Here is a 24,829-nt window from a genome sequence, read left to right as displayed (position 1 = left end):
TAAATTAAAAACCTATTTTAACATTCATTCCAAATTCTGAAGCCACTGGCATTTGACCAACTTCCACTCCTGGATGTAGATTTGTGCCTCCAGCTAAACCAGCAACTTCAGGATCATAAATTGGAAAATCTGAAATCACGGCTAAGTTTCTTCCATAAATAGAAAAACTTAATTCATTTAGAGGTGTACGTTTTAAAATATTCTGTGAGAAAGCATACTCTAAAGTGACTTCCCTTAATTTGATAAAAGAAGCATCAAATGAATTTGCTTCTGTATTTGCCAGTGGATAATGTAGATTATAATAATCAGCAATTGCTAAAGGAGTCGTGTTTGGAGAGTAAGTACCATCTCCATTATCTACAACACCATTACCGATTAGCTCTCCTTCTTCTCGACCTTTAAGGGTATGGGATAATTTCCCTTGTTGGGTTAATTTATGATGTGTGTGCGAGTAAATCATTCCTCCATACTTACCATCAATAACCACATTTAAACGTAAGTTTTTATATTTAAAAGAGTTAATAAAACCCGCAACCCATTTGGGCTGTGTATCTCCTATCTTAACGATTTCATCAGTCATTTGAGGTATTCCATTATTGTCATAAAGCACTTCGCCACTTGGGCTTCTTAAATAAGCACGCCCGTATAAAGCTGCTGGTAAACCGCCTTCTTCTGCCACTAAGCGAGCTCCCGAAGAACTCAACATCTCTAGTGTTCCTTCTTCTGCATTTTCGTGAAGAGACATCACTTTACCTTCATTTTTAGCCCAAGTTAATGTGGTGTTCCACTTGAAATTATTTCCTTGTATGGGTTTTACATTTAACAACAGTTCTACTCCTCTATTTCTTACCTCTCCTGCATTAATTAGAACGCTACTATAACCTGATGATTGAGGTAATGGTGTAGAAAAAATTTGATTCTTAGTGTTGTTTTCATATACTGTTGCATCTAGTCTTAAGCGACTTTTAAATAATCTCACATCAACACCAAACTCTTTACTCGTTGTAATTTCTGGTTTAAAATCAGTATTGTATAACGAAGTTGGAGCGACTGCTGAACCAGAAAAATCAGTTCTTCCATAATATTTTCTTGTGCGATATCGGTTACCATACTTTCCTGCTCCACCTACCTGAGCTAGTGAAGCTCTAAGTTTCATAAAACTTATGGGTTTAGCCATATCGAACATTTCGCTTAAGATAAAACCGGCACTTGCTGATGGGAAAAAGTAAGACTGATTATGTGCAGGAAGAATACTGTTCCAGTCATTACGTCCTGTTATATCTAAGAAAATCATTTCTTTCCAACCTAAGCTTACCAAGCTGTACAAGGAATTTACTTTATTAAAACCGTCAAATTCACTAGTAAAGGTTTCTGTTCCATTTACCAAATTGTATTGCCCCGGAATTTCTAAGCCATCTGCCCAAGAGTCTTGTCTTAAATAACCATAATCCATTCGGTTTCCACCTAGATTAGCTGTAACCTCTAGGTCTCCAAAATTATTAGCATAAGTTAAAAGAAAATCGAGATTAGTTTCTTTCTTAAATACATTGGTTTTACGGTAATACCCTCTAGAATAGCGGTTAATATCATAAGGTCTTTCTTGTCTCATGTTTTTGTTATACATGTTTAAAGCCCCTCTCACCATCAAGTTTAAATTAGGATTTAACTCAATGTTGGCACTTAAATTACCTGTTACAGCATGCTGATCTAACTTATTTTGAATTTCATAAGCCATCGCAAAAGGATTATCTATATAACTACTATATGGTCTAATCATATCTAATTGGTCTTGGCCTTCTTTCCAAATTGGGCGGTACCAGTCTAAATTTACATTTGGGTTTTGAAAAATCATGAAGTAAGCGATTGAGTGATTATTATAACCTTGCCCAGGTAAATTATCACTGGTCTTATGGCGATAGTTGGCAACCGCTTTTAATTGCACTCTGTCTGAAACTTGATGACTCCCGTTGAACGATAATGATAATTGTTCAAATCCGGTGTTGGGCATAATCCAATCATTTTCGGTATGTGTAATTGAGCTACGCATACTTCCTTTATCATTACTACCTTGTATGGATAAGTTTTGCGTAAGGGTTTTCCCGGTTTGCCAGAAATCTTTTCGGTTATCCTCATAAGGTTGCCACAATGTTCTTTCTAAACCTTGCCCTTCTAACTCTGGATTATATTGATAAAAGTATTGTCCTTCAAATTTTGGCCCAAAAGCACTACTACTTCCTCCTGTACTATTACCATCTTCAGATGCGCCATACGTATAATAAAGGCGATCGTTATATGCTACTGAATTCCCATTTTCATCTACATCTGGTTTCAAATAACTGCCTTTACCACTACCTTGTCCATATTCATATTGCCAATCTGGCCAGCGTGTTATTTTATCAAATTTCATATTAGAAGAATACGTTATCCCTAGTCCTTTATTTTTATCGCCAGACTTGGTAGTCACAATCACTGCGCCATTGGCTGCCTGATACCCATAAAGTGCTGATGCCGCAGGACCTTTTAAAACTGATACACTTTCTATATCTTCTGGATTTAAGTCAGAAATGGCATTTCCGAAATCTACAGGTGTATCATTATTAGCATCTCCTCCCATATAACCATTAGAGGCACCAGAGCCAGGAAATTCGTTTTGAACAGGGATTCCATCAATTACTATTAAGGCACCATTATTACCAGGATCTAAAGACGCATTACCTCGTAAAACTATTTGTTGCGAACTTATTGGTCCTCCTAAACCATTAATACTTAAACCTGGTACTTTACCACGTAAGGACTCGGACCAGTTATTAGGCCTAGCATCTGTAAGCTCCTTAGATGAGACCGTTTGTTGTGCGTATCCTAATTTTTTTTCCTCGCGCTCAATACCTAAAGCAGTAATGACAACCTCATCTAGCTTATGGTCACTTTCCTGAAGGCTGATGTTTAAAAATTCTGGTTTGTTTATTGTAACTTCTTTACTTTCAAATCCCATATAAGAAACAACTAAAGTTATAGGATAGCTATTGAATTGAAGTGTGAAATTTCCATCGAAATCTGAAGTTGTTCCGCTAGACGTGCCCTTCTTAATAATACTCGCACCTGGTAAAGGTACGTTTTGAGCATCAGTAACATTACCAGACACTTTAGTTTCTTGATAGCTTTTAGAAATTACAGTAATGGTATTGTTAAGCAAAGCATAACGAAACCCGGTTTCTTGCTCTAAAATAGTTATGACCTCTGTAATGCTTGTGTTTTGAACTTGGAAACTGTACTTCGCTTTATCTTGAGTTATGTTTTCATCAAAAACAAAAGTAAAATCTGTCTTTTCTTCAATAGTAGAAAAAACCTTAGTGATATTTACTTCTGATAAGCTTAAGCTAATATTACTCTTATTAGAGTTGGATTTAAAAGAAGTCGCTTGTACGGCAAAAGCTCCGCATAATAACGCTAAAAAAAGGACTTTCTTTAAGTTAAAATTTAAAAAAAATTGTAGTTTAGTATTCATCTTTATTGGCTATGATTAATTTTATAGTCTTAATAGTGAAGGCCCATTTCTGTTGCAGCAGTTGTGGGCTATTTTTTTAAGTTCATTTAGTTTTTATTTTTTCTTATAAGGATATGTTTAGTAGTTAATGTATCTATTTCTAAGCCTTTGAGTAAGGCTATACTCTTAATGATATTTTCTATTTTTTCATTTTTATATTTTCCTGAAATTGTCAATTCTTCGAGCTCTTTATCTTCAAAATCAATTTTAATGTTGTACCAATTCTCAAGAATATTCCTCGTCTCCCTTAACGTGCTATTTTGAAGGTGTATCGTATTCTTTGTCCAAGCGACATCAATATCATCATCCGTTTTAGTAGAAACTAGCTTGTTATCATTAAAGACAACTTGTTCGTTTTTACGAATTATTACGTTGTTAGCACTGTTTTGATTATCGCTTACTTTTACGACTCCTGAAACCACACTTACTGTCGGCACACTATAAGAATTGGTATTAACATCGAAAGAAGTCCCTAAAACCTCTACTCCTATTTGATCTGTATTTACTGTAAATGGATAAAGAGTATCTCTCTTAACTTTAAAAAAAGCTTGTCCTTTTAATTTTACGTTTCTATTTGTAGTAAAATCACTAGAATAACTTATGGAACTATTAGCGTTAAGGGTTACCACTGATCCATCATGAAGTATTACTTCTTTCTTTTCTCCCTTGGCTGCTATATGAGAAATTGTTGTTGGCTGACTAATGAATTGAAAACTTAAAAAGCAAATTACAACTACCGCAGCAACGGCAGCTACTTTTAAATAAATCGAAGAAGAAAAAGAAGAGGTTTGTTTTTCTTTAGGTAATTGCTTTTGAATAGTATCAAAAATAGCAGTTTGCCTATGTTCAATTATATTGGTTATATCATTCTCTACTTGCTGCTCATCAAAAAAAGATTCAACAAGTTCTGTCTCTTTTGGAGTACTGTTACCATCAGCATATTTATCAACTAATTTTATAAACTCTTTTTTCTTCAATGTAGGTGTATTTTATAGCAAGTCTCATAAAACTAGATATACACGTAAGTAAAAAATTAGGTTTAACACATTGGTAATGCAAAAGGTGTTTGGGTAACATTAAAGAAACATAGCGGATACAAGCAAACCAATTTCTAAAATTTTAGCATTTTTTCGTAGCGATTTTAAAGCGTTGCTAATATGAGTTTCTACAGTACGGATTGAAAGATTAAGTTTTTCTGCGATTTCCGTATTGCTTTTTTGCTCTAGCCTACTCAGTTTAAAAACCTCTCTGCACTTAATGGGTAGTTTTTCAATACTAAGCAGTACTTCTTTTTCGAGTTCATCATATTCTAGATATTCAACACTATCTGTAGGTATAGATTCTATATAATCTAATTGTTTTGTAGAAAACTTAAGGTCTCTGATATGATTGGCTATTTTGTATTTTACAGATTTAAATAAATAACCTTCTAAATTAAGAACAATCGTTGTTTCATTTTTACGCCAAAGACTTACAAAAACCTCTTGCACAATATCTTCGCACACATGATTATTGTTATAAATTTTATAAGCGTAGGTATATAATCGCTTCCAATATCGATTAAAAATTTCCTCAAAAGCTTGTTGATTGTTTTTAGAGGAAAGTTGAAGTAATTGTATATCCTCTAATTTTGAAAGTTCAGGATTCATTTTGCTTCTTTACCTTTTTACAAAAAAAACTTATATATAACTTAATCTAGTTAATTTGATTTTAAGGTTTTGTTAGCTTATTATTAAATTAGTCCAAGTCCCAAACCTGGACTATTACTAAAAGATGTGTATACGTAAGATGATAAAGAAAGCTTCTAATTTCTGTAAAAAAGACTTTTGGACAATGATCAAGAGTTACTATTTTGCTTAAACACAACTTTTTAATCTTGACCTCAAAATAGATGTTTCAATAGATCCTAGATTCAATCATATGAGCTTTAGAACCGTTGCAACACCACAAATGTTAGCTTCTAATGAATAACTAGTTTATTTCCTATAAATAACTTAAAAAGCAACAATATTTATTAAATATTGCTGCTTTTTTATATAGAATAATCGACAAATGCCCTTGCGTAAAATTATATTATAAATGAAAATTTTGGGAATAGTATATGTTCAAAATTCAGGTCGTTTTAATTAGTTATTAGCCAAATTAAATTGAGTTTCCAATGGAACACCGTCAATGGATTCCAAATCTTTAACCTTTTGTTTGTAGAATTCTGTTGGCGGTGGAAAATTGAAGGTCTTCCAAAAAATCGAGTTGTATTCCACTTTAATATCTTCTATGTTTTTTTGGTAAACGTTAGAACTTTTAGTCTTAATTTTCTTTTTATCAGTTTCTATACCTAAAACGACAACTTCATTTCTCACAGAGATTTTAAATTTGTCATCTGTTGTTTTTAAAATTGACTGTTGTGCTTTGTTTAGTTCGTGATACTGTCTTGTAAAGTAATTATGATAGCTTAAATACATTTTTCCGTCCTTGTTCTTTTTATACAGATACACAAGTGTAGCAGATTCGTTGGTCGTTTTATATACCTTATAAGTATTCATCCCAATGTATAAAATTGGGTCTTGGTAAGGACGTCGTCTATTGCTATCCTTTTGGCCTTGAATGATAATAATATCTTCACCATCGTATGATGTGTCACCTATTTTAGACCATTTATAATTTTTATAAGGAATACCATTTCTTAGTGGGTCCATTTGGGTCATAAGATGAATAGGATACGTGCGTTTTAATTTGACATTAGGAAAATACCTGTAATCCACCGATTTTCTTCCTTCTACAATTTCTATACGATTAACATCACCACTACTTGGACCTTTATCTTTCACTTTTATATAATGCTCAATAAGAAATTTAGCCTTTTCTTTTTCAACAGTAAAAAAACGATTTAAAACCTTTAATTCGTGCGTTGAGCTTACGGTATTATTTTTTAAGTTTTTAAAGGCCAACTGCACATAATGAGATGGGTTCATTATGTTAACTTCATCAAGCGATACAATATCTTCTTTTAAGGTTATTACTTTTTCGTTTAATGCCAAAAAGTCTTCAACTAAAATTTTAGAGGTTATATAACCTATGCTTGAAACCTCTAGAGTATCTAATAAGTTTTTTTTTGAGAGTTCTAATAAAAACTCCCCATCTTCATTACTTGACGTTCCAATCCATTTAGATGGAATACCTATGGCAGCATAGGAAACGCCACGACTAGTTTCATCTAAAACAACACCTTCTATTTTCAATATGTCTTGCGAATAGAGTGTGGTTACAGATAAAGTTATAATAAACAATAAAATAGTTTTTTTTAATAAATACATATAATGTTTTTCTTAATTCATATCAATTTTCAAAAATCAAAAAAGGATAAAATCAAGTATTTTTTCAATCTCTAAGCTTATTAATCTATTAAAGAGAACGCCTTAGATATTCGAGTCACTCTCATATAAAAAGCGCCCCAATCTTCATTTTCATCAGTTGTAAACCAAGCACTCATATCCGTTTTTCCTTTGGAGAAATTACCTTTAAAGCTTATTACTTTTGCGTCCTTTTCTACAGCTTTAGTTTGTTCCCAAGCTCCAATTTTTACACCACCAGATTTAAAGTTCATCGTTCTACCTTCTGCAATTGCTTCTGTAGAAATGGTACCTTCTTTGCCTTCTACAGCCGCATTAATGGCTAAATTAGATTCAAAAGGCCATCTGCTTAATTCAATCGTATACGTTCCAGACTGTTCAAAGGCTACGGTAAATTCGCCTCCAACAGGGTTCTTTTGTGCTTCTCTAATATAATTCTGGTTCCATGGAATTTTAGAATCGTGTACGTGTGTATCATGACAGGTTAATTCTATAGGATTTTGTTGATCTGATCCTAAAACAATAATAGGAAACTGGTTAAATTCTGTTGAAACAGAACTCCACCATTCGTTATAATAGCCTCGCATTTGTTCTACTTTTTCAGGAAACTGAGCAGCTAAGTCATTTTCTTGACCTGGATCTTTAGAAATATCATACAACTCTTTACCATTAACCAATCGCATCTTACCTGACATCACAGCACTTTTTCTCCATTTTATAGGACTTTGTACACGCTGAGAATCGGTAATAAGATAATCTCTACCAATGGTTTCTTCTTCACCTAAAATCAATGAAGAAATATCTGAACCATCCATTTCTTTTTGTCCTTCAGGTAATTCTAAATTACATAAGGTCGCTAAAGTTGGCAAAATATCTAAATGTGCTGTTAAATCGGTAACATCTCTACCGCCTTCAATCTGCTTTCCAGGGTACGAAATGAAAAACGGTACACGGTGACCGCCTTCATATTCACTGTTTTTTGTGCCCTTCATTCCTGCATTAAAACCGTAAAGTTTACCTCCTACTGTTTTATACCCTGAAGCCGTTCCGTTATCCGTCATAAAAATAACAATCGTATTCTCTGCAATATTTAAGTCTTCCAGTTTCTTTTGAAGTTTTGCAATGTTGTCATCTACATTGGTAATCATTCCGTAAAATATCTTTTGAAATTCAGGTATGTCTAAATCTTTATATTGATTATAATATTCTTCAGGAACATTATAAGGTAAATGTGGTGCATTTGCAGAAATATAGGCGAAAAACGGTTCATCCTTTTTATCTTCAATATACTTTATAGCTTCATCAAACCAAACATCGGTACAATAGCCCTCAAACTTTGTAGGCACGCCATTTTTAAAATAGGTATCATCAAAATAATCATTATCCCAATAATCTGGTGTCTGACCTACGCCTCCTCCACCATGCGTAATGGTGTATTTAAAACCTTTATCTTGTGGTCTAGAAGGATAAGTATCCCCTAAATGCCATTTACCAAACATGGCGGTTTCGTATCCATTTTCTTGAAACACATCAGCCATAGTAACTTCATCCTCTCTTAAAATAGACACACCACCGATGGTATGCCAAACCCCAACTCTATTCGCATAGCGTCCGGTCATTAAACCTGATCTTGAAGGTGCACAGGTTGGCCCCACATGAAAATCTGTTAATCGTACAGATTCGTCATGAAACTGATCTAAAGTTGGCGTTTTTACTAAGGTATTACCATGAGCTCCTAAATCCCCATAACCTTGGTCGTCCGTAATAATTACAATGACATTAGGTTGTTTTGCTTTTTTAGTTGTTGCTGTTTTTTGGGATTGGGATGTGCATGACAAAGCCAATCCCATAAGTGCCATTAATACAATTATTTTACTATTCATTTTAATTCTATTTTTTAAAAGTAGATGATCTCTGTTCGTTTATACAATAACCGTTTTTAATCTATTTAGGCAACTCTTTTTTCCAACCCATCCATAAGCTTTTAAGCTCACTTACGAGTTGCTCATTATTTTCTACTAGATTATTTTTCTCAAACGGATCTAAAGAAATATTGTAGAGTTCTGCTTTATTAATGTCTTCATTAAACAAGAGTTTCCAATCACCTTTTCTTACAGCTCCTTGTGCCCAGTGATCTGTTTTTACCTTTGGAAAACGCCATTCCCAGAATAAAGGTTTGGTGCGTTCAAAACTTTTATTCTCTAAGATTGATGTTATATTCTCGCCATCAATACTATAGTCTTTTGGTAATTCTGCTTCTGCTAAGTTTGCAAAAGTTGGCAATAAATCTACTGTAGACAATACACTTGTCGAATCTACCTTATTTTCTTCCACATGATTTTTCCATTTTACAATAAAAGGCACCACAACGCCACCTTGAAGAATATCAACTTTTCTTCCTCTTAGACCTGCTGTAGAACCAGCTTCTTTAGAAGGTCCCCAACCCGCAGGGCCATTATCGCTTGAAAATATAATTAAAGTATTATCATCTAATCCCATGTCTGAAATGGACTCTAATAAACGTCCAACATGAAAATCTGCATCTTTTAAAACCGCATAATAGGTTTCTTTACTTGGTGATAATCCTTTAAAATCTTTGCGTTGCTCATCTGAAGGCCATAATGGGGTGTGCGGATCTTTTAACCAGAGGTTAACAAACACAGGTTGTTTACCCTTATTTTCTTTGATAAAATCAATCGTTTCATCAACTGCAATCTTACTCGAACTTTGCACCCATAACGTATCCGTATCCATAAATCGTGTGGTTGGCCATTTTTGATCGCCTTTCCAAGTTGGTCCGTTTCCATTCCAAACTCTAGCTTCATCATAACCATAGGTTTTAGGTTCTGGCGCTGAAGGATCGCCATGCGGTTTACCACCACCTCCTAAATGCCATTTTCCAAAATGTGCGGTTTTATAGCCCGCTTTTTGCATGGTTTGAGGTAAATAAACGGGTAAGGAATCATTTAAATAATTAGGCATGTCACGTTTAGCATTGACTTCGTTTCCTGCAAAATGAGCATGAACACGATGCCTTGCAGGAAAATGACCTGTTATAACTGATGTACGACTTGGAGAACAAACACCACTAGTCACATGGAACTGTGTATACCGTGTCCCTTCAGCTGCCATTTTATCTATGTTTGGAGTCACTACTTCCGTGTTTCCATACACTCCTAAATCGCCATAACCCCAATCATCTGCAAAAATAAAAATGATGTTTGGTCTTGAATCTTCTTTTTTGGCATCTTCTTTCGCTGCTACAACTTCTTTTTTAGTGTTGTTGCATGAAAGCATCGTCATAACTACGACACCTAACCCAATGTATTTTAATGAATTTATGCTCATTATGGAATTAATTTTTAAACGTTTCTGTTTTCTGTTGATTACGCAATTCTATTGCCAACTCCTTGACTTTCTCTGGAAATTGACTTGCTAAATTTGTGGTTTGACCAATATCGTCTTTAAGATTAAAGAGCTGTACAGTATCCTTAGCGGTTGCAAAACGTTTTCCTTCTTCAAACCATTCTGGTATTCTAGCGTGATAACCATTTTTGTTATTGATATACAGCCAATCTCCTTTTCTAACGGCATATTTGGGTGTAAATGTATTATGAATAATATTCGCTCTTACAACCTTATTATTTTCTTCCAACCACAACTTAGAAAAATTATAACTATCATGTTGAAACCCTTTTGGTAAATCACTATTTGTAATAGATGCTAAGGTATTTAGAATATCAATTTGACTAAATAACTGAGAGCTTGTAGTCCCTGGTTTTATTTTATTTGGCCATTTTACAATAAACGGCACATGATGTCCACCTTCGTAGATATCTCTTTTTACGCCTCTAAATGGACGCGAACTATCATGATCATAATTTTTAATTCGGTCGTAAGCATACCGCTCCGAGCCATTATCTGAAGTAAAGATGACAATGGTATTCTCGTCTGCATCAATAGCTTTTAAAGCTTCTAAAACCTGACCTATAGCATCATCTGTTTGATATACGAAATCGCCATAAGGGCCTGCTTTACTTTTTCCTCTAAATGCTTCGTTTGGAATTATAGGTGCATGTGGCGAAGGAAAAGGCAGATATAAAAAGAATGGTTTTTCTACGTTTTCTTGTTTTTTAATAAAGTTTACTGCAGAACTTGTGACTGTTGGTAAAACGTTATAAAAATCCCAATCTTTAACTGCTGGGCCTGGTCTTAGCTCCCAGTTTCCTTCTAGGGCAAATTCTTTCTTGGGGTGTTCTAGCGTTATTGTTGGTGCTTCTGTAACCTTATCATTTTCAATCCAAGTATAAGGTGGAAAATTAATGGTGCCATCGCCAAAATAAGAATCAAAGCCTATAGATAAGGGGCCATTAGGAATAGGTAGATTCCAATCGTAAGCCTGAGCTGGCCAAATTTCGACGTCCCTCTTTCCGTGTTTCGCTTTTATTTTTTCAGTAATCTCTTTTTTTCTGATGGATTCCCAGTTCCAACCCAAATGCCATTTCCCAATGGCTGCTGTGTGATAACCGTTATTTTTAAGAATTCGAGGTAAAGTCACCTGATTTTCTTTAAACACAGATTCTCCCATGGCATGTACGATATCATTAAAATCTCTCCAATGGTATCGACCAGATAATAAGGCGTACCGACTTGGCGTACAAACACCAGAAGAACTATGAGCATCTGTCATGAGTAGACCTTCTCTAGCAAGTTGGTCTAAATTAGGTGTTGGAATTTTAGATTGTGGATTTTGAATCGCCAAATCTCCATAACCCATATCATCAGCATAGAATATAATGATGTTGGGTTTATTATCCTTAGTCGTTGGTTTTGTTTGTTGCGTTGGTTGTTGACAGGCTGTTAAGCACACCAACATTAAAAAATAAAAGTAGGTGCTAATCTTCATTGTTTTAGCTTTGTTTTTTCCAATCAATGGTAGCTTTCTTGTTTTCTAAATCGACCCAAATACTGGCATGCTCATAATTTCTGGTTAAAATCCAATCATCAACTTGCATCTCGTTTAAAGGCTTTCCTAATGGTTTATCAAATTCTGGATACCATAAAAGTGACCCCATATTTAAGCGATATCCCCAATTATAGATAATATACGAATGTTTTTGTGCACCAGCTAAAAAAGAAGCCAAGGCAAACGTTAAGTGTTCTTTAGAAATTTCCGCTTTTTCTTTATCAGATTTAGCCATAAACCCTTTGTTTACCCATGCATTTTCTGGCCAAGTCTTAAACACTACAATTTTACCGCTCTTACCTGCTTTTTCCATCTCTTGAATATCTTGAAGCATACTCTCTTTCGTTTTGCTATTAAAATATCCAAAATGCTCAATCATAATGGCATCTGTAGAATCCGGAAAATCATTACCACTATTTCTAACAGGTGTTGAACGTATACCGTTATAAACGATTAACTTTTCTTCACCAATTTTAGCTCTAGTTTCTTTTATTAAATCTTTTAACCCTTGCTGAATGGCATCAAATTTTTCAGTTCCCCATAAGCGTTTATTACCTGGATTTGTAACCTGAACTAAGGCATCAAAGAAAACGCCATCAATGTTTTCATTCTTTAAATTGTCTAACGCAATATCAGACCACCAATCTCTAAGTTCGGGATGAGATAAATCATAGCGTTTTAATTTACCATCTTTTAAATCTAGTTCACCTGTTGTTGTTTTAAGCCACCAATCTGATTTTGTTTGATAATCTTCATGCGCTTTATACATATTATAATCTAAAAAAGCATTCCAGTAGAATACGACTTTCATGTCGGGATTTAAATCCTTTAGCACTTTTGCATCAGCTGCAATAGCTTCTTCTGAATATTTATATTTTGGAAAACCATGTGCCTTTTCTAATACAGTGAAGTTAGAATGAGACGCTATAAATTTCGCTTCAGATTTAGTTAAAAGGTCGCCTTTTTTTCCGAAGTGGAACGCTACAGGCACTTTATCCCAACTAAATTTTGGATAATGCTTATCGCTTTGTGAGAAGGCTGCTTGTAATAGAAACAAACTGACTAAAAACAAACTTTTATTTAAAAGGGCTAACTTCATGATACTATAATTACTTTATTGGCAAAATTTTAATAGACTTTAAACTTGATGTTTTTGAATCACCTTCTACTAATGACGTTTTAATAGTATGATTCCCGGCCGTTTTAAATTCTAAAATTCCCATTCTGCGATATGCGTATTTATCGGTTGCAGCTTGTTGGTTTTGTACCTTAACACCTTCATCTGTGGTGGTATTCCAAACTAAACGCCCTTCCCCCTTGTATTCTAAATCTAAATAATAATAGCCTGCTTCTTGAACATTTACTTCCCAAGTCACGGTGCCGTTTTCTTCCCAATTGTTTACTTGGTATGCATGTTTCCATTCACCAAATTTTTCCATCCAACGCACATTTTTTTGTTCTGCGCCTTCAACCTCTCCAAATTCGGTTAATAATCGGGTCGGTACATTGGGGTAAACACCTATGTTTGTTTCTACAACTGACTCTGATGTTTTAAGTTGCACTTCAATTACAGATATTAATTCCTCTGGTGCTTTATAAGGCACTTCGATTACTAACCAATCGTTATCTTTTGTATAGTTAAGAGGACTACTTTTGTCGCCATCTAGAAGTGAGATTTTTTTTACTTTTGATTTTAATCCAGGTAAGTATAACTTCCCATTAGTTGGCCATTCGCTTACAGATAAATAAAGTGATTTATCATTGGTAGTGACATCTCCCCAAGGCAATGCAAAACCCCAAGGCGAACTCCCTGCATCATAAATAACCTGTGGATATTTTTGTATCCAACGTCCAGACTCTTGTAAAAATTCTATACCAATACTAGGAATCGCACCAGTACTATCCGGACCAACATTAAATAAATAGGTACCTCCTCTAGCGACGGTTTCAATAACGCGACCTAGGATTTTCTTAGGACTTTTAAAATTGTTATCATACCAAGCGTAAGACCAAGAATCATTATTGGTATCAGCAGTTTCCCAAAGGCCTTCAACATTTCTCGTTGGCACTTCCATATCACCAATGCTCGCATAATCGCCCATACCATAACCAACTCTACTACACATCATCGCGTTTGGCTGTAATTCTCTTACCATATCGGCTAGTTCTACGACGTATTCTTTTGGCATGTCTCCAGGCGTATCAAACCATACGAAATCTATATCACCATAATTGGTACATATTTCTTTGACCTGAGGTTTACACTTATTATAGAAGTAATCTTTAAAGTCCATTTTGTTTCCATGCTCATCAACCTCAGGACCTCTAGTTCCTCCTGGAGCTGTCCAATCTTGATTATGCGAATAATAAAAGCCGAATCCCAACCCTAATTCTTTACAAGCTGCCGATAACTCGTGCATTGGATCTCTACCAAATGGTGTGGCATCTACAATATTAAAATCGCTCGCTTCAGAGTCGAACATCGCAAAGCCTTCGTGATGTTTACTGGTAATGATAATATATTTCATACCAGCATCTTTTGCCAATTGTGCAATCTGCTTGGCATCAAACTCTGTTGGATTAAACGTTTTGGCAGTTTCCATATAGTCTTCTGGAGAAATATCGGCCACACGTTTGCTCATTAACCATTCGCCAATACCGTAATAGGTTTTATCTTCCCAAACGCCTCCTAAGTTTGAAAACAATCCCCAGTGAATAAACATCCCGTAGTTGCCTTCATCAAACAACTTTGCTTTTCCACTTTTTAAGGCATCACCAGTAACACTAGTTTCACCCCACATTTCTTCCATGCCTTTTTTATCCTTCTCTTGAGAATGTATGTCCAAAACACTAATTAAGATTAGTAAAACGGAAACTATAAAACATCTATTCTTAAACATATACGTACTATTATTAATTGTAAAACTTTTATAAGTCTTTTCTAGACTTTTAATATTTATGGCATCGTTATAGTCTTGAGAGTCATTTGAAGTAATCTACCCAATGATTCTCAATAATTATTATTAAAACCTATATCTCATCGTAAATTTCCAAATAGGATTTCTACCATAGTAAGCTGAAAAATTTCGAGTATCACCTCCTTGAAACCTGCGAATATCCTCACCTGTAAGGTTAGATACTCCTGCACTAAGTTGTAATTTTTTATTTAATAATCTCTTTCTAAGGGTAATCCCAAGGGTTGTGCTTCCTTCAGTATAGTGTGGTTCATCTGCACGTGTATTTCCACCGATAGCGCCTAAATTACTCAGGTAATCGCCTCTATAAGCTGCCGTAAACCTTAAAGAAAAACCAGATCGCTCATAATACAAAGTTCCATTAGCATTATGCTTAGCTGTACCAGGAAAACCATCAGCTTGCTCCCCTAAATCTCCATCAAATTCACTCTCTACGTAAGAATAATTAGCTTTAATACCAAAATCTTTTGCAAAACCAGGTAAAAAAGAAAGGTGTTGATTAAGACCCACTTCAAAACCATAAATTTGGCCATCAGTAATGTTTATTGGTGTGGTTATATCAAATAACAAACCAGTTAAATCATCTGTATCACCTGTGCCATCAGGTAATGCTATTCCTAATAATTCTTCCCCTGGATATGTTTGATCTGGTGTTACTGCTTTTACTATGTAATTTTTAAGATCTTTATAAAAAGCACTAAAAATAAAAGCACCTCCGTTATTAGTATAAAACTCTAAAGTAGCATCATACATCCATGCTGTATAAGGTTTTAAGTCAGGGTTACCAGAAACAATAGTTCCTCTTAATCCCGAATTAGCTAAGTCTGCTGCATCTACAGGATCAATATTGGTTAGAAAAGTAATCTCATTGTTTGGAATTAGATCCACAAACTTTGGTCTTGAAACACCTCTATAAGCACTTAATCTCAACTTCAAATTTCTTTTTAATGATAAATTGGCATTAAAACTAGGTAATACGTCCCATCTTGAAGTTTCTACTTCATAGTAAAAATTATCTGTTGAAAACTCCTCAATATCATCACCAGTATCTGCATCTTCAAATGTTACTCCACTAAATCCTCTTGATTTATTTTGTGTTCTTACAGCTCTAACTCCAAAATTAAAACTTACAGGTAGCTTAAAAAGCGCTGTCTTAACGTCCATTTGTGTATAAAAATCGGTACTAGATTCATTCGCACCATAAGATCTTCTAGCATCAAAACCTAAATTATTTTCTTCTGCCTCTACGTCTTTTAAATCTATATCAAAATCAAAAATACTTCCTCCATCGATGTCAGCATACCCTGGTAATAAATCTAGTACTGCTTGCCCAGGGACTTTAACCCATCCGTTTTCCAAACCAGCAACATTGCCTTCATTAAAACCTACGCCTGTAATCTCCCCTAAAAGATCACTGTAAGCGCCACTTTCATTTAGTTCCGCAACAATACCTCCATACAGACCACTTAATTGATCACTATCAGTATGTGAGGAAGTTGTTTGTCTAGCTTCAAAATCAGTTACCGCATACCTAGTTCCAAAAGTTATTTTTGATTTTTTATCTAACTCATATTCAAAATCAAATTTTGTAGCATAATTATACCCTTTAGTTTTAATAAGTCTGCGTGAAACTCTATTAAGGTCGAAAGAAGCTGGATCAAAAGCCTCTGCGGGTAATCCAAAATCAGGAAGTTCCCCTCTCAAATCAATATCCAAACTTGTTTGATCATATCCTCCGTTACGTCCTTGAACTCTATGAGTTATTTGTGTTAAATTTTGAAAAAAATCTAAATCTGAATACGAAATATCTGAAATGATTTTTAATTTATTTATTGGTTTTAATGTTGTATTTAAACCAACTATATTATTGGTTGAGTGATTATCATAAAATTGATTTGCATTTGTGATGGTAGTCCTAGCATTGTCCTCTGAAGAAGGACTTATATACGTTAATATATTTCCATTGAAATCAAGATCTCCTTCATCAAAAATATGGTTTCCTCCTAATAATTGAGTACCTCCTGTATTACCCAAACCTATCTGAAATTGCTGTCTATCCGAATTAGCTTCTACAGTTGTTCGGGTATAGTCTAATACCATATCTATTTCTTTTATTGGTCGCCATTGTATAGCTGCAGATGTTGCAAAACGCTCTTCATTTTTTCTTAACAATGAATTATTAATGGTTCTTCCCACAATTACATCAGAATACTCTGTCCCATTTTCATCCGTAAGATTTATACCCTGTGTAATTCCTCTTAATGAGGATTCATCTTTTATATTGTCTTCATCAGCATAAATAACTGATACAGCAATACCCAGTTTATCATTTATTTTCGTTCCATAAACACCTGAAAACCTTTGACCAAAATCAAGTTCATCAATTGGTGTATTAGATGCGCCTCTTAGATTTATACTGGCAAAATAATTCTTCTTTCTATATCTTGCGTCTAACGGTCTTATAGTTTGAAAATCTACAGAACCTCCAATATTCGTTGTAACTTCTTTAGCCTGAGCTGTCTTATGAATTCTTGCTCCTGAAATAATTTCGGTAGGGATAACATTTAAATTAAACTTTCTAAAATCAGACTTGCCTTCATTACCTGCAGATAAAGGTGTACGACCATTCACTGTTACACCAACAAATTGTGGCCCTATACCTCTAATAGAAACTCTATCTCCAGACACCCCATCAACATCTCTTTCTATTTGTACTCCTGCAACTCTTTGCAAAGCATCTGCTGCGTTGGTGTCTGAAAAATCCCCAATATCTTCTGGCGTAATAGCTTCTATTACAGTAGCAGCATCTCTTTTAGCTCTTACTTCAGCTAAATGCGAAGCACGTATTCCTATATTAATAACGACTTCATTTAAAGACTCAGCGTCAGCTAACATCTGAACATTGATAATAGTTTTTCCTGTTGTAGAATATTCTACAGACTTAAAACCTAAATAGTAAAACTCTAATACAGCATCAACATTCTTTAGTAGGATAGTATATTCTCCCTCCATATTAGTCGTCGCACCATTTTTAGTGCCTTTTTCTATAATACTTGCTCCTGGTAAAGGGATATTATTTTCATCTGTAACTTTACCTGTAATAATTTGTTCTTGAGCAAAACCAATAAAGCATTGGAGCAGAATCAAAAACAATAAGCTTTTAGTTTTATTTTTTTTCATGACATGATGAGTTAGTTTGTGCGATTACAAATATGTATCAAATAAGATAAATTAGCTTGCTCAGTTCCTTTTAAAATTTTCTCATTTCAACCACAACCACTAAGAACACAGCTATGTCAATACATTTGATTTTTTACAGCAAAAAAATGACAGAATAGAGAAGCCTTACTAAATAAGTAAATGGTTAATTTGTATGTATACGATAAATGAACTCAGATGTCTATAGAAAAGCTTATAATCAACCTCTTTTTTACATTAAGTACTTGTTTTGTTTTCGGACAAACTAAGTCGGCTGACAAAGTGATTGATGCGAATTGGAAATCTATGGCTGAGAATTATCAGGTACCAGAATGGTTCCAAGATGGTAAAATTGGCGTTTGGATGCACTGGGGAATTCCGTCTTCAATAGACGAAAACAGAGTTGAAGATGGATCGCACTACGGAAGAAGAATGTATGGTGATGAAGATTATGATGCTAGAAATGAACCAGACAGACTGCGAACCGTAAGATTAACCAAATGGCATACGGAACGCTATGGACCTCCTTCAGAATTTGGTTACGAAAAATTTATAGCAGACTTTAAAGCTGAAAATTTTGATGCCGATAAGATTGTACAGTTCGTTAAAGCATCTGGAGCTCGTTTTATAATGCCTGTGGCCACACATCACGATAATTTTGACATGTATGATTCCTTCTTTCCTTGGAATTCGGTTAAAATGGGGCCAAAGAAAGATATCCTTAGAGAATGGAAAGATGCGGCCTTTAAACATGATTTAAAATTTGGAGTATCTACACACTTATATTGGTCGCCTCGCTTTTTTAGAACGGCTCGGAAATTTCAGAAAAAAGGCACACCAGAATGGGAATTCTTTAATATGGATTATGACACTAAAGAATTCGCGAGTCAAGATAGTTGGAACGAACATTGGTACAAGCGGTCTTGTGATTTAATAGAGAAATACGATCCAGATATGTTTAATAACGACTCGCCTTATCCAACTATAAAAACAGGAAAAGGATTGGGTGTTAAATTATTTTCAGAGTATTTAAATAGGGATTTAAAAGAGAATAACGGCAAACAAACCACTGTCTTATCCTTTAAAAATGCTAAAGAGAATAAAGCTGCATTTACGTATAACTTAGAACGCGGAATGTTTGGGGAACAACAAGAGCATCCATGGATATGGGCAACCGATTTATCTGGAAGCTGGTTTTACAGAAAAGATGCTTTCACTAAAATGTCATTAGATGTTTTAATTGGTAATGCTATTGATGCCATTAGTAAAAATGGTATTGTAATGATTAATTTGGCGTTAAAAGGCGATGGTACGATTCCTGAAAATCAAATAAAAATGCTTAGTGACTTTGGTGCCTTTGTCAAAATGAATCAAGACGGTATTTACAATACTAGACCTTGGAAAACTTTTGGGGAAGGTCCTTTAGAAATTGTGACAAAACGCGCTGGTGAGAATTTAAAGCCATTCTCAGAAAAAGACATTCGTTTTACCACAAAAGATGGAAATCTTTACGCTTTTCTACTAGCACCACCAACAGAAGATATTTTGATTAAGATGTTAAAGCAAGATGGGCTTTTACAAAACAATATAAAAGAGATACAGTTGTTAGGTAGCGATGAAATCATCAGCTGGAACCGAAACAAAGAGGGTTTGGCTATTGCATATGATTTTAAAAACATTCCAAATCAATCGGCTATTTGCTTTAAAATAATTACAGAATAGCTAAAAATACAATTAAATTAACGAGAGGTAACAATGCATTTTAAATCGTCCATAGTATTAGTTTTATTAGCCGTTTCTTTATGTGCGTGTTCAGTACAAAAACAAGAAACAGCTTTGGTAAAACAAAAATTACCTGAATTTTCTTGGGACAAAATGCCCTTGTATATGCATCTGCGTAAATCTGAAGCATTTACAAAAGAGGAGCTCACCTACCTTTCAAAATTCCCTCTTACAACCTTTGAAAAAACAACGGGAAGTAAAGCGTATGGATCCACGGAAAAAGGCACAATCAAGGCTGCCAAAGCTGTAAAAAAAATAAATCCTGATGCCAAAATATTATATTACAAAAATGTTATTGTGAACTGGGGAGGTTATAATGAAGATGAAGAATTTTTATATAAACATCCCGAAGCTTTATTAGTTAACACTAAAGGACAAAAAGCGTTGATGCCAAACGGTAGAACAGGCTTCTTTGATATCTCTGAAGACGATGTTCGTGAATATTGGCTAAACCATGTGAAAAAAGTTACCGAAAGCCCATTTATTGATGGGGTGTTTTTAGATGCCAATATTAAAGTTTTAGTGCCTATGTTTTTTAACAATCGTGTTGGAGAAGAAAAACGAGAAGCAATTAAAACGGGCTATATATCCATGATGGCAGATTTAGACGCTCAAATAGGAAAAGACAACTTATTAATTGCAAATATTCTTCGTGTGCGACCAGAATTTGAAGATTCAGGAAGGGAATACTTAAAATTCTTTGATGGTTCTTACATAGAAGGCTTTGAACATGAAAGTTTTGGCATGACTTATGAAGATTATCTAGCAAAAGGTATTGAGGCTGTTCAAAAATCAGCAAGAGAAGGCAGTGTTATAGCTATGTCTCTTGGTATTGGTAAAGGATTAGAAAATGCTGAAGCAGGTATTGATGATGCTAGAAAAAAAGTAACCATAAATGAAAATTTTACAAAACGTTTAGATTATCTATTGGCTATTTTTCTAGTCTGTGCTGAAAAACACAGTTATGTTTACCCACATGATGGTTATGATATTCAAAAATCTGCGGTTTGGCTTAAAACGTTTCCGCAGTATGAGAAAAACCTAGGAGCACCAAAAGGCTATGCCGTACGTGAAGGCTACATTTACACACGATCTTTTGAATATTTAGACGTAACCTTAGATATACAAAACAAAACAGCCCAATTGGATTGGAAATAAACTAACCCTTAATTTTTTATAAATAAAAAATGAAATCACTTTTAACAGCACTTGCAATTTTATTATTCTTTTCTAATTATGGAATTAGTCAAGAAAAAAAGGATTTAATAAAACCAAATGTCATCATTTTTTATGTTGACGATTTAGGTTGGCAAGATACCGAATTAAACAATTTGGACGAACCAAGTCCATGGGAAACGCCTAACATATCCAAATTAGCAAAAGATGGAATAACCTTTACCAATGCATATTCTCCGGCACCTACTTGCGCACCTTCGAGAGCAGCATTGCTTTCTGGTTTACACCCAACTAAAACAGGAGTTACCCATGTAAGCGGAGGCGCGATACCTGCACCAGCTGGACGTTCAGATTATATGGCTCCCTTTTTTCCGAAAGGATTAATGCCTGAAAACTTTACCATTGCAGAAGCTTTAAAAATGAACGGTTATAAAACGGGGCATGTTGGAAAATGGCATGTAGGAACTATTGATATTCAAGAATCAACAAATCAGGGTTTCGATTTTGCTTACGAATCTAGAGGTGCACACCAAGGGCCTAAAAAACCAGACAACCGCCTCACTGAATTTGCAACGCATCAAAAAAATGATCCATATCAATTGAGTGATGAAAAATATCCACCTTTTACAAAAGCATCACCTAATGGCATTTCCTATCCGAAAGATATGGTGACAGAAAAAGCATTGGAGTTTATTAAATCTAATAAAGAAGACCCTTTCTTTTTATACTTAGCACATTGGTTGGTTCATGCTCCTATTCATACCAAAAACAAAGAATTACTACAATATTACAGTGATAAATTAGGTGTAGATTTTCCAAAAGAAGATATTCCTATTAGAACAGAAGGACAAACCAACCCGTTTTATGGCTCTATGGTAACGACTTTAGATTGGAGTTTAGGACGTGTGGTAGATTTATTAAAGAAAACAGACGATCCCAGAAATCCTGGTAAAAAATTATATGAAACGACTTATATTATTTTTTCTTCCGATAACGGAGGTGTAGAAAAAGCCAATGGAGATATCGTTACAGACAACTTTCCTTTAGATGAAGGGAAAAAATACGCTCAAGAAGGTGGCATTAGAGTACCAATGGTTATTTCTGGTCCAGATATTCCAAAAGCAAAGACAAAAGATGTACTGATTAATCAATTAGACTTTTTTCCAACCATTTTAAATCTTACAAATAGTAAAATACCTGCTGAATACAGCGTAAATTTAGATGGATTAGATATCTCAAATGTGTTGTTAAGTAATGAAAGTGTTGTGAAAAATAACAAAGGAGAAACTAGAGAAGCGTTATGGTGGCATTTCCCACATAATCAAGATCACCAAATGCAATCTGCCATAAGACGTGGAGATTATAAATTATATAAAAACCATATTGAAGGTAATTATGAATTATACCGTTTGTATAACAATGGAAAACGAGCCGATTTAGAAGAAATGCATGATATTGCAGACAAATCCCCAGAAGTCGTAAAAGATTTATCTTCAAAATTAGAAAAATATCTAAAAGATTACAATGCGCAATATCCTTACAAAAGCCCTTCAAAATTTAAAAGTGAAGGAAATAATGGTACTGTAGCATCGATTCCAGTAATTGTTAGCGATGCCTTTGACACGAATTCCCGTAAAGTATCTATAACCTTAGAAAAAGGAAAAACTAAGGTGATTGAACCTTATGCCTTGGTAAAAATAGCAACCAAGCTTAAAAAGAAAAAGAACGGAAAGACAGGCAAATATGGGAAACATGATACCACCTACATAAAAATACCTTTAGAATCAGGTAAAAACAATTTAGAATACACGTTTACTGTTCCTGAAGGCGTCATAGAATATGGGGTTATTTTAATAGATGAAAATCGATTTATGGTACAAGGTGAATTTCATAAAATCAACTAAAAACTCAAGCTTTAAATAAATAATGAAAACTAACAACACATTCATAATCCTAGTATTACTAGCATTTTTTTCTTCGAACGATGTAACTAGTCAGGAAAAAGACAAATTAATAAAACCTAATGTTATCATATTTTATGCTGATGATTTGGGTTGGCAAGATGTACAATTAAACGATTTAGACGAACCATGTGCTTGGGATACACCAAACATTACAGCGTTAGCAAAAGATGCCATCAACTTTACCAATGGGTATTCACCAGCACCAACTTGTGCGCCTTCGCGATCTGCACTTTTAAGTGGATTACATCCTGCTAAAACAGGAATCACTAATGTGAGCGGCGGAGGCATTCCTAAGGCTCAGAGAAATGAAAAATATATGAATCCCTATTTTCCTGAAGGATTAATGCCTGAAAACTTTACCATTGCAGAAGCGTTAAAAATGAATGGCTACAAAACAGGACATGTTGGAAAATGGCATGCCGGAGCGCTTCAAATTCAAAAATCAACCAATCAAGGTTTTGATTTTGCACATGAGTCTAGAGGAGCGCATCAAGGACCAAAAAAACCTAATACTCGCTTAACAGCTTTTGCAACTCATGATAAAAATGATGCTTATCGCTTAAGTGAAGAAAAGTATTTCCCTTTCACTAAGGAATCGCCTAAAGGCATTTCATATCCAACAGATCCGGTGACTGAAAATGCACTAGAATTCATACAAAACAATAAAGAAGAACCTTTCTTTTTATATTTAGCACATTGGATGGTACACTACCCTATTCACACAAAAAATCGTGAATTACTAGACTATTATTGTGATAAATTAGGCGTAGAACTTCCTGAAGTAGATACTGAATGGACTAAAGAAGGTCAGAATAACCCTTATTTTGGGGCTATGGTAACCACCTTAGATTGGAGTTTAGGTCGTGTGATAGATTTATTAAAGAAAACAGATGACCCTAGAAATCCAGGTAAAAAATTATACGAGACCACCTACATCATTTTTTCTTCAGATAATGGTGGAGCGGAAACTCGTAAAGCAGAAGTGATGTCGGATAATGCCCCTTTAGACAAGGGAAAAAAATATTCAGAAGAAGGCGGTATTAGAGTCCCAATGCTTATATCGGGACCAAATATTCCTAAAGGCGAAACGAAAAATGTATTAGTCAATCAGTTAGATTATTTCCCAACCATTTTAAACCTTACCAATAGTAAAATTCCTGCTAACTATCGTTCAGATTTAGATGGTTTGGATGTTTCAGGTGTCTTATTGAATAATGAAAGTGAGGTTAAAGATAATAATGGAAAACCTCGAGAAGATTTATGGTGGCATTACCCTTACGGCGACGAGACTAAAAATCAATCTGCTATACGATCTGGCGACTATAAATTATATAAAAACTTTATCACTGGTAATTATGTATTGCATCGTTTGTATAAAGATGGGAAGCGCTATGATTTAGAAGAACAGAATGATATTGCCAAAGAAGAGCCAGAAATCACGAAAGCCTTAGCTTCAAAATTAGAAAACTATCTGAAAGACTATGATGCCAAATTGCCTTATAAAGACCCTTCTAAATTTAAAACCGAAGATGGAGTATCAGCTATTCCGGTTATTGTGAATGATGTTTTTGATGCTAAATCTCATCAAGTTGCAATTCAATTAGAAAAAGGAAAATCGAATGTGATTGAAAGCTATGCGCTTGTAAAAATCTCAGACAAGGCTAAGGCTAATAAAAAAGGTAAGAAAAGTAAAGTAAAATCTACGTATATCAAAGTCCCTGTTGCAGTTGGAAGCAATAATTTAGAATACACCTTTACAGTTCCAAAGGAAGCAAAAGAATACGGTATTATTTTAATCGATGAGAATCGATTTATGGTAAAAGGTGAATTTCATAAAGTTAAGTAATTAAATGTTGAAGATAAAAATAGGAATC

The 24,829-nt window shown here is 34.6% G+C and carries 14 protein-coding genes; 4 read left to right on the top strand and 10 right to left on the bottom strand.

Annotated features, from left to right (window positions below; genetic code table 11):
- Nucleotides 1–4 precede the first annotated feature (4 nt).
- From HM982_RS01210 to HM982_RS01165, 10 genes are all read right to left on the bottom strand, one after another.
- Nucleotides 5–3,505 carry a SusC/RagA family TonB-linked outer membrane protein gene (locus HM982_RS01210; protein ID WP_179351300.1) on the bottom strand — a complete coding sequence of 1,167 codons (3,501 nt, stop codon included), beginning with the start codon at nt 3,503–3,505 and terminating at the stop codon, nt 5–7.
- Nucleotides 3,506–3,591: 86 nt separating this feature from the next.
- Entirely contained in the window at nt 3,592–4,521 is a 930-nt protein-coding gene (locus HM982_RS01205; RefSeq protein WP_179351299.1) for a FecR family protein, read from the bottom strand.
- Between the two features lie 99 nt (nt 4,522–4,620).
- Nucleotides 4,621–5,193 (bottom strand): RNA polymerase sigma-70 factor, encoded by a 573-nt coding sequence (locus HM982_RS01200; protein WP_179351298.1) that lies wholly within the window; start codon nt 5,191–5,193, stop codon nt 4,621–4,623.
- 477 nt (nt 5,194–5,670) lie between these two features.
- Entirely contained in the window at nt 5,671–6,858 is a 1,188-nt protein-coding gene (locus tag HM982_RS01195; protein ID WP_179351297.1) for a carboxypeptidase-like regulatory domain-containing protein, read from the bottom strand.
- An 80-nt stretch (nt 6,859–6,938) separates the two neighbouring features.
- On the bottom strand, nt 6,939–8,777 hold the full coding sequence (locus HM982_RS01190; RefSeq protein WP_179351296.1) for an arylsulfatase: 1,839 nt from the start codon (nt 8,775–8,777) through the stop codon (nt 6,939–6,941).
- A 61-nt stretch (nt 8,778–8,838) separates the two neighbouring features.
- Nucleotides 8,839–10,242: a sulfatase family protein gene (locus tag HM982_RS01185; protein ID WP_179351295.1), complete on the bottom strand. Its 1,404-nt coding sequence runs from the start codon at nt 10,240–10,242 to the stop codon at nt 8,839–8,841.
- A gap of 7 nt (nt 10,243–10,249) precedes the next feature.
- Entirely contained in the window at nt 10,250–11,800 is a 1,551-nt protein-coding gene (locus HM982_RS01180; RefSeq protein ID WP_218849750.1) for a sulfatase family protein, read from the bottom strand.
- Nucleotides 11,801–11,804: 4 nt separating this feature from the next.
- Nucleotides 11,805–12,959: a putative glycoside hydrolase gene (locus tag HM982_RS01175; RefSeq protein ID WP_179351294.1), complete on the bottom strand. Its 1,155-nt coding sequence runs from the start codon at nt 12,957–12,959 to the stop codon at nt 11,805–11,807.
- Between the two features lie 10 nt (nt 12,960–12,969).
- Nucleotides 12,970–14,706: an alpha-L-fucosidase gene (locus HM982_RS01170; RefSeq protein ID WP_218849749.1), complete on the bottom strand. Its 1,737-nt coding sequence runs from the start codon at nt 14,704–14,706 to the stop codon at nt 12,970–12,972.
- A 177-nt stretch (nt 14,707–14,883) separates the two neighbouring features.
- A complete protein-coding gene (locus HM982_RS01165) occupies nt 14,884–18,015 on the bottom strand; it encodes a TonB-dependent receptor (RefSeq protein ID WP_179351293.1) in 3,132 nt (1,043 codons plus the stop codon).
- Between the two features lie 216 nt (nt 18,016–18,231).
- Between HM982_RS01165 and HM982_RS01160 the strand changes: the two genes are divergently transcribed.
- From HM982_RS01160 to HM982_RS01145, 4 genes are read left to right on the top strand one after another with little or no spacing between them, the layout of a single operon-like run.
- A complete protein-coding gene (locus HM982_RS01160) occupies nt 18,232–19,755 on the top strand; it encodes an alpha-L-fucosidase (RefSeq protein ID WP_179351292.1) in 1,524 nt (507 codons plus the stop codon).
- A 33-nt stretch (nt 19,756–19,788) separates the two neighbouring features.
- Entirely contained in the window at nt 19,789–20,973 is a 1,185-nt protein-coding gene (locus tag HM982_RS01155; RefSeq protein WP_179351291.1) for a putative glycoside hydrolase, read from the top strand.
- A gap of 29 nt (nt 20,974–21,002) precedes the next feature.
- The gene (locus HM982_RS01150) at nt 21,003–22,895 is read left to right on the top strand and encodes a sulfatase (protein ID WP_179351290.1); all 1,893 of its coding nucleotides are present in this window, start codon (nt 21,003–21,005) and stop codon (nt 22,893–22,895) included.
- A 22-nt stretch (nt 22,896–22,917) separates the two neighbouring features.
- Entirely contained in the window at nt 22,918–24,801 is a 1,884-nt protein-coding gene (locus tag HM982_RS01145; RefSeq protein WP_179351289.1) for a sulfatase, read from the top strand.
- Nucleotides 24,802–24,829 lie beyond the last annotated feature (28 nt).

This window comes from Winogradskyella vidalii, assembly GCF_013403955.1.
In the GTDB taxonomy this organism is placed as follows: domain Bacteria; phylum Bacteroidota; class Bacteroidia; order Flavobacteriales; family Flavobacteriaceae; genus Winogradskyella; species Winogradskyella vidalii.
This window is presented reverse-complemented; position numbering and strand designations above follow the sequence as displayed.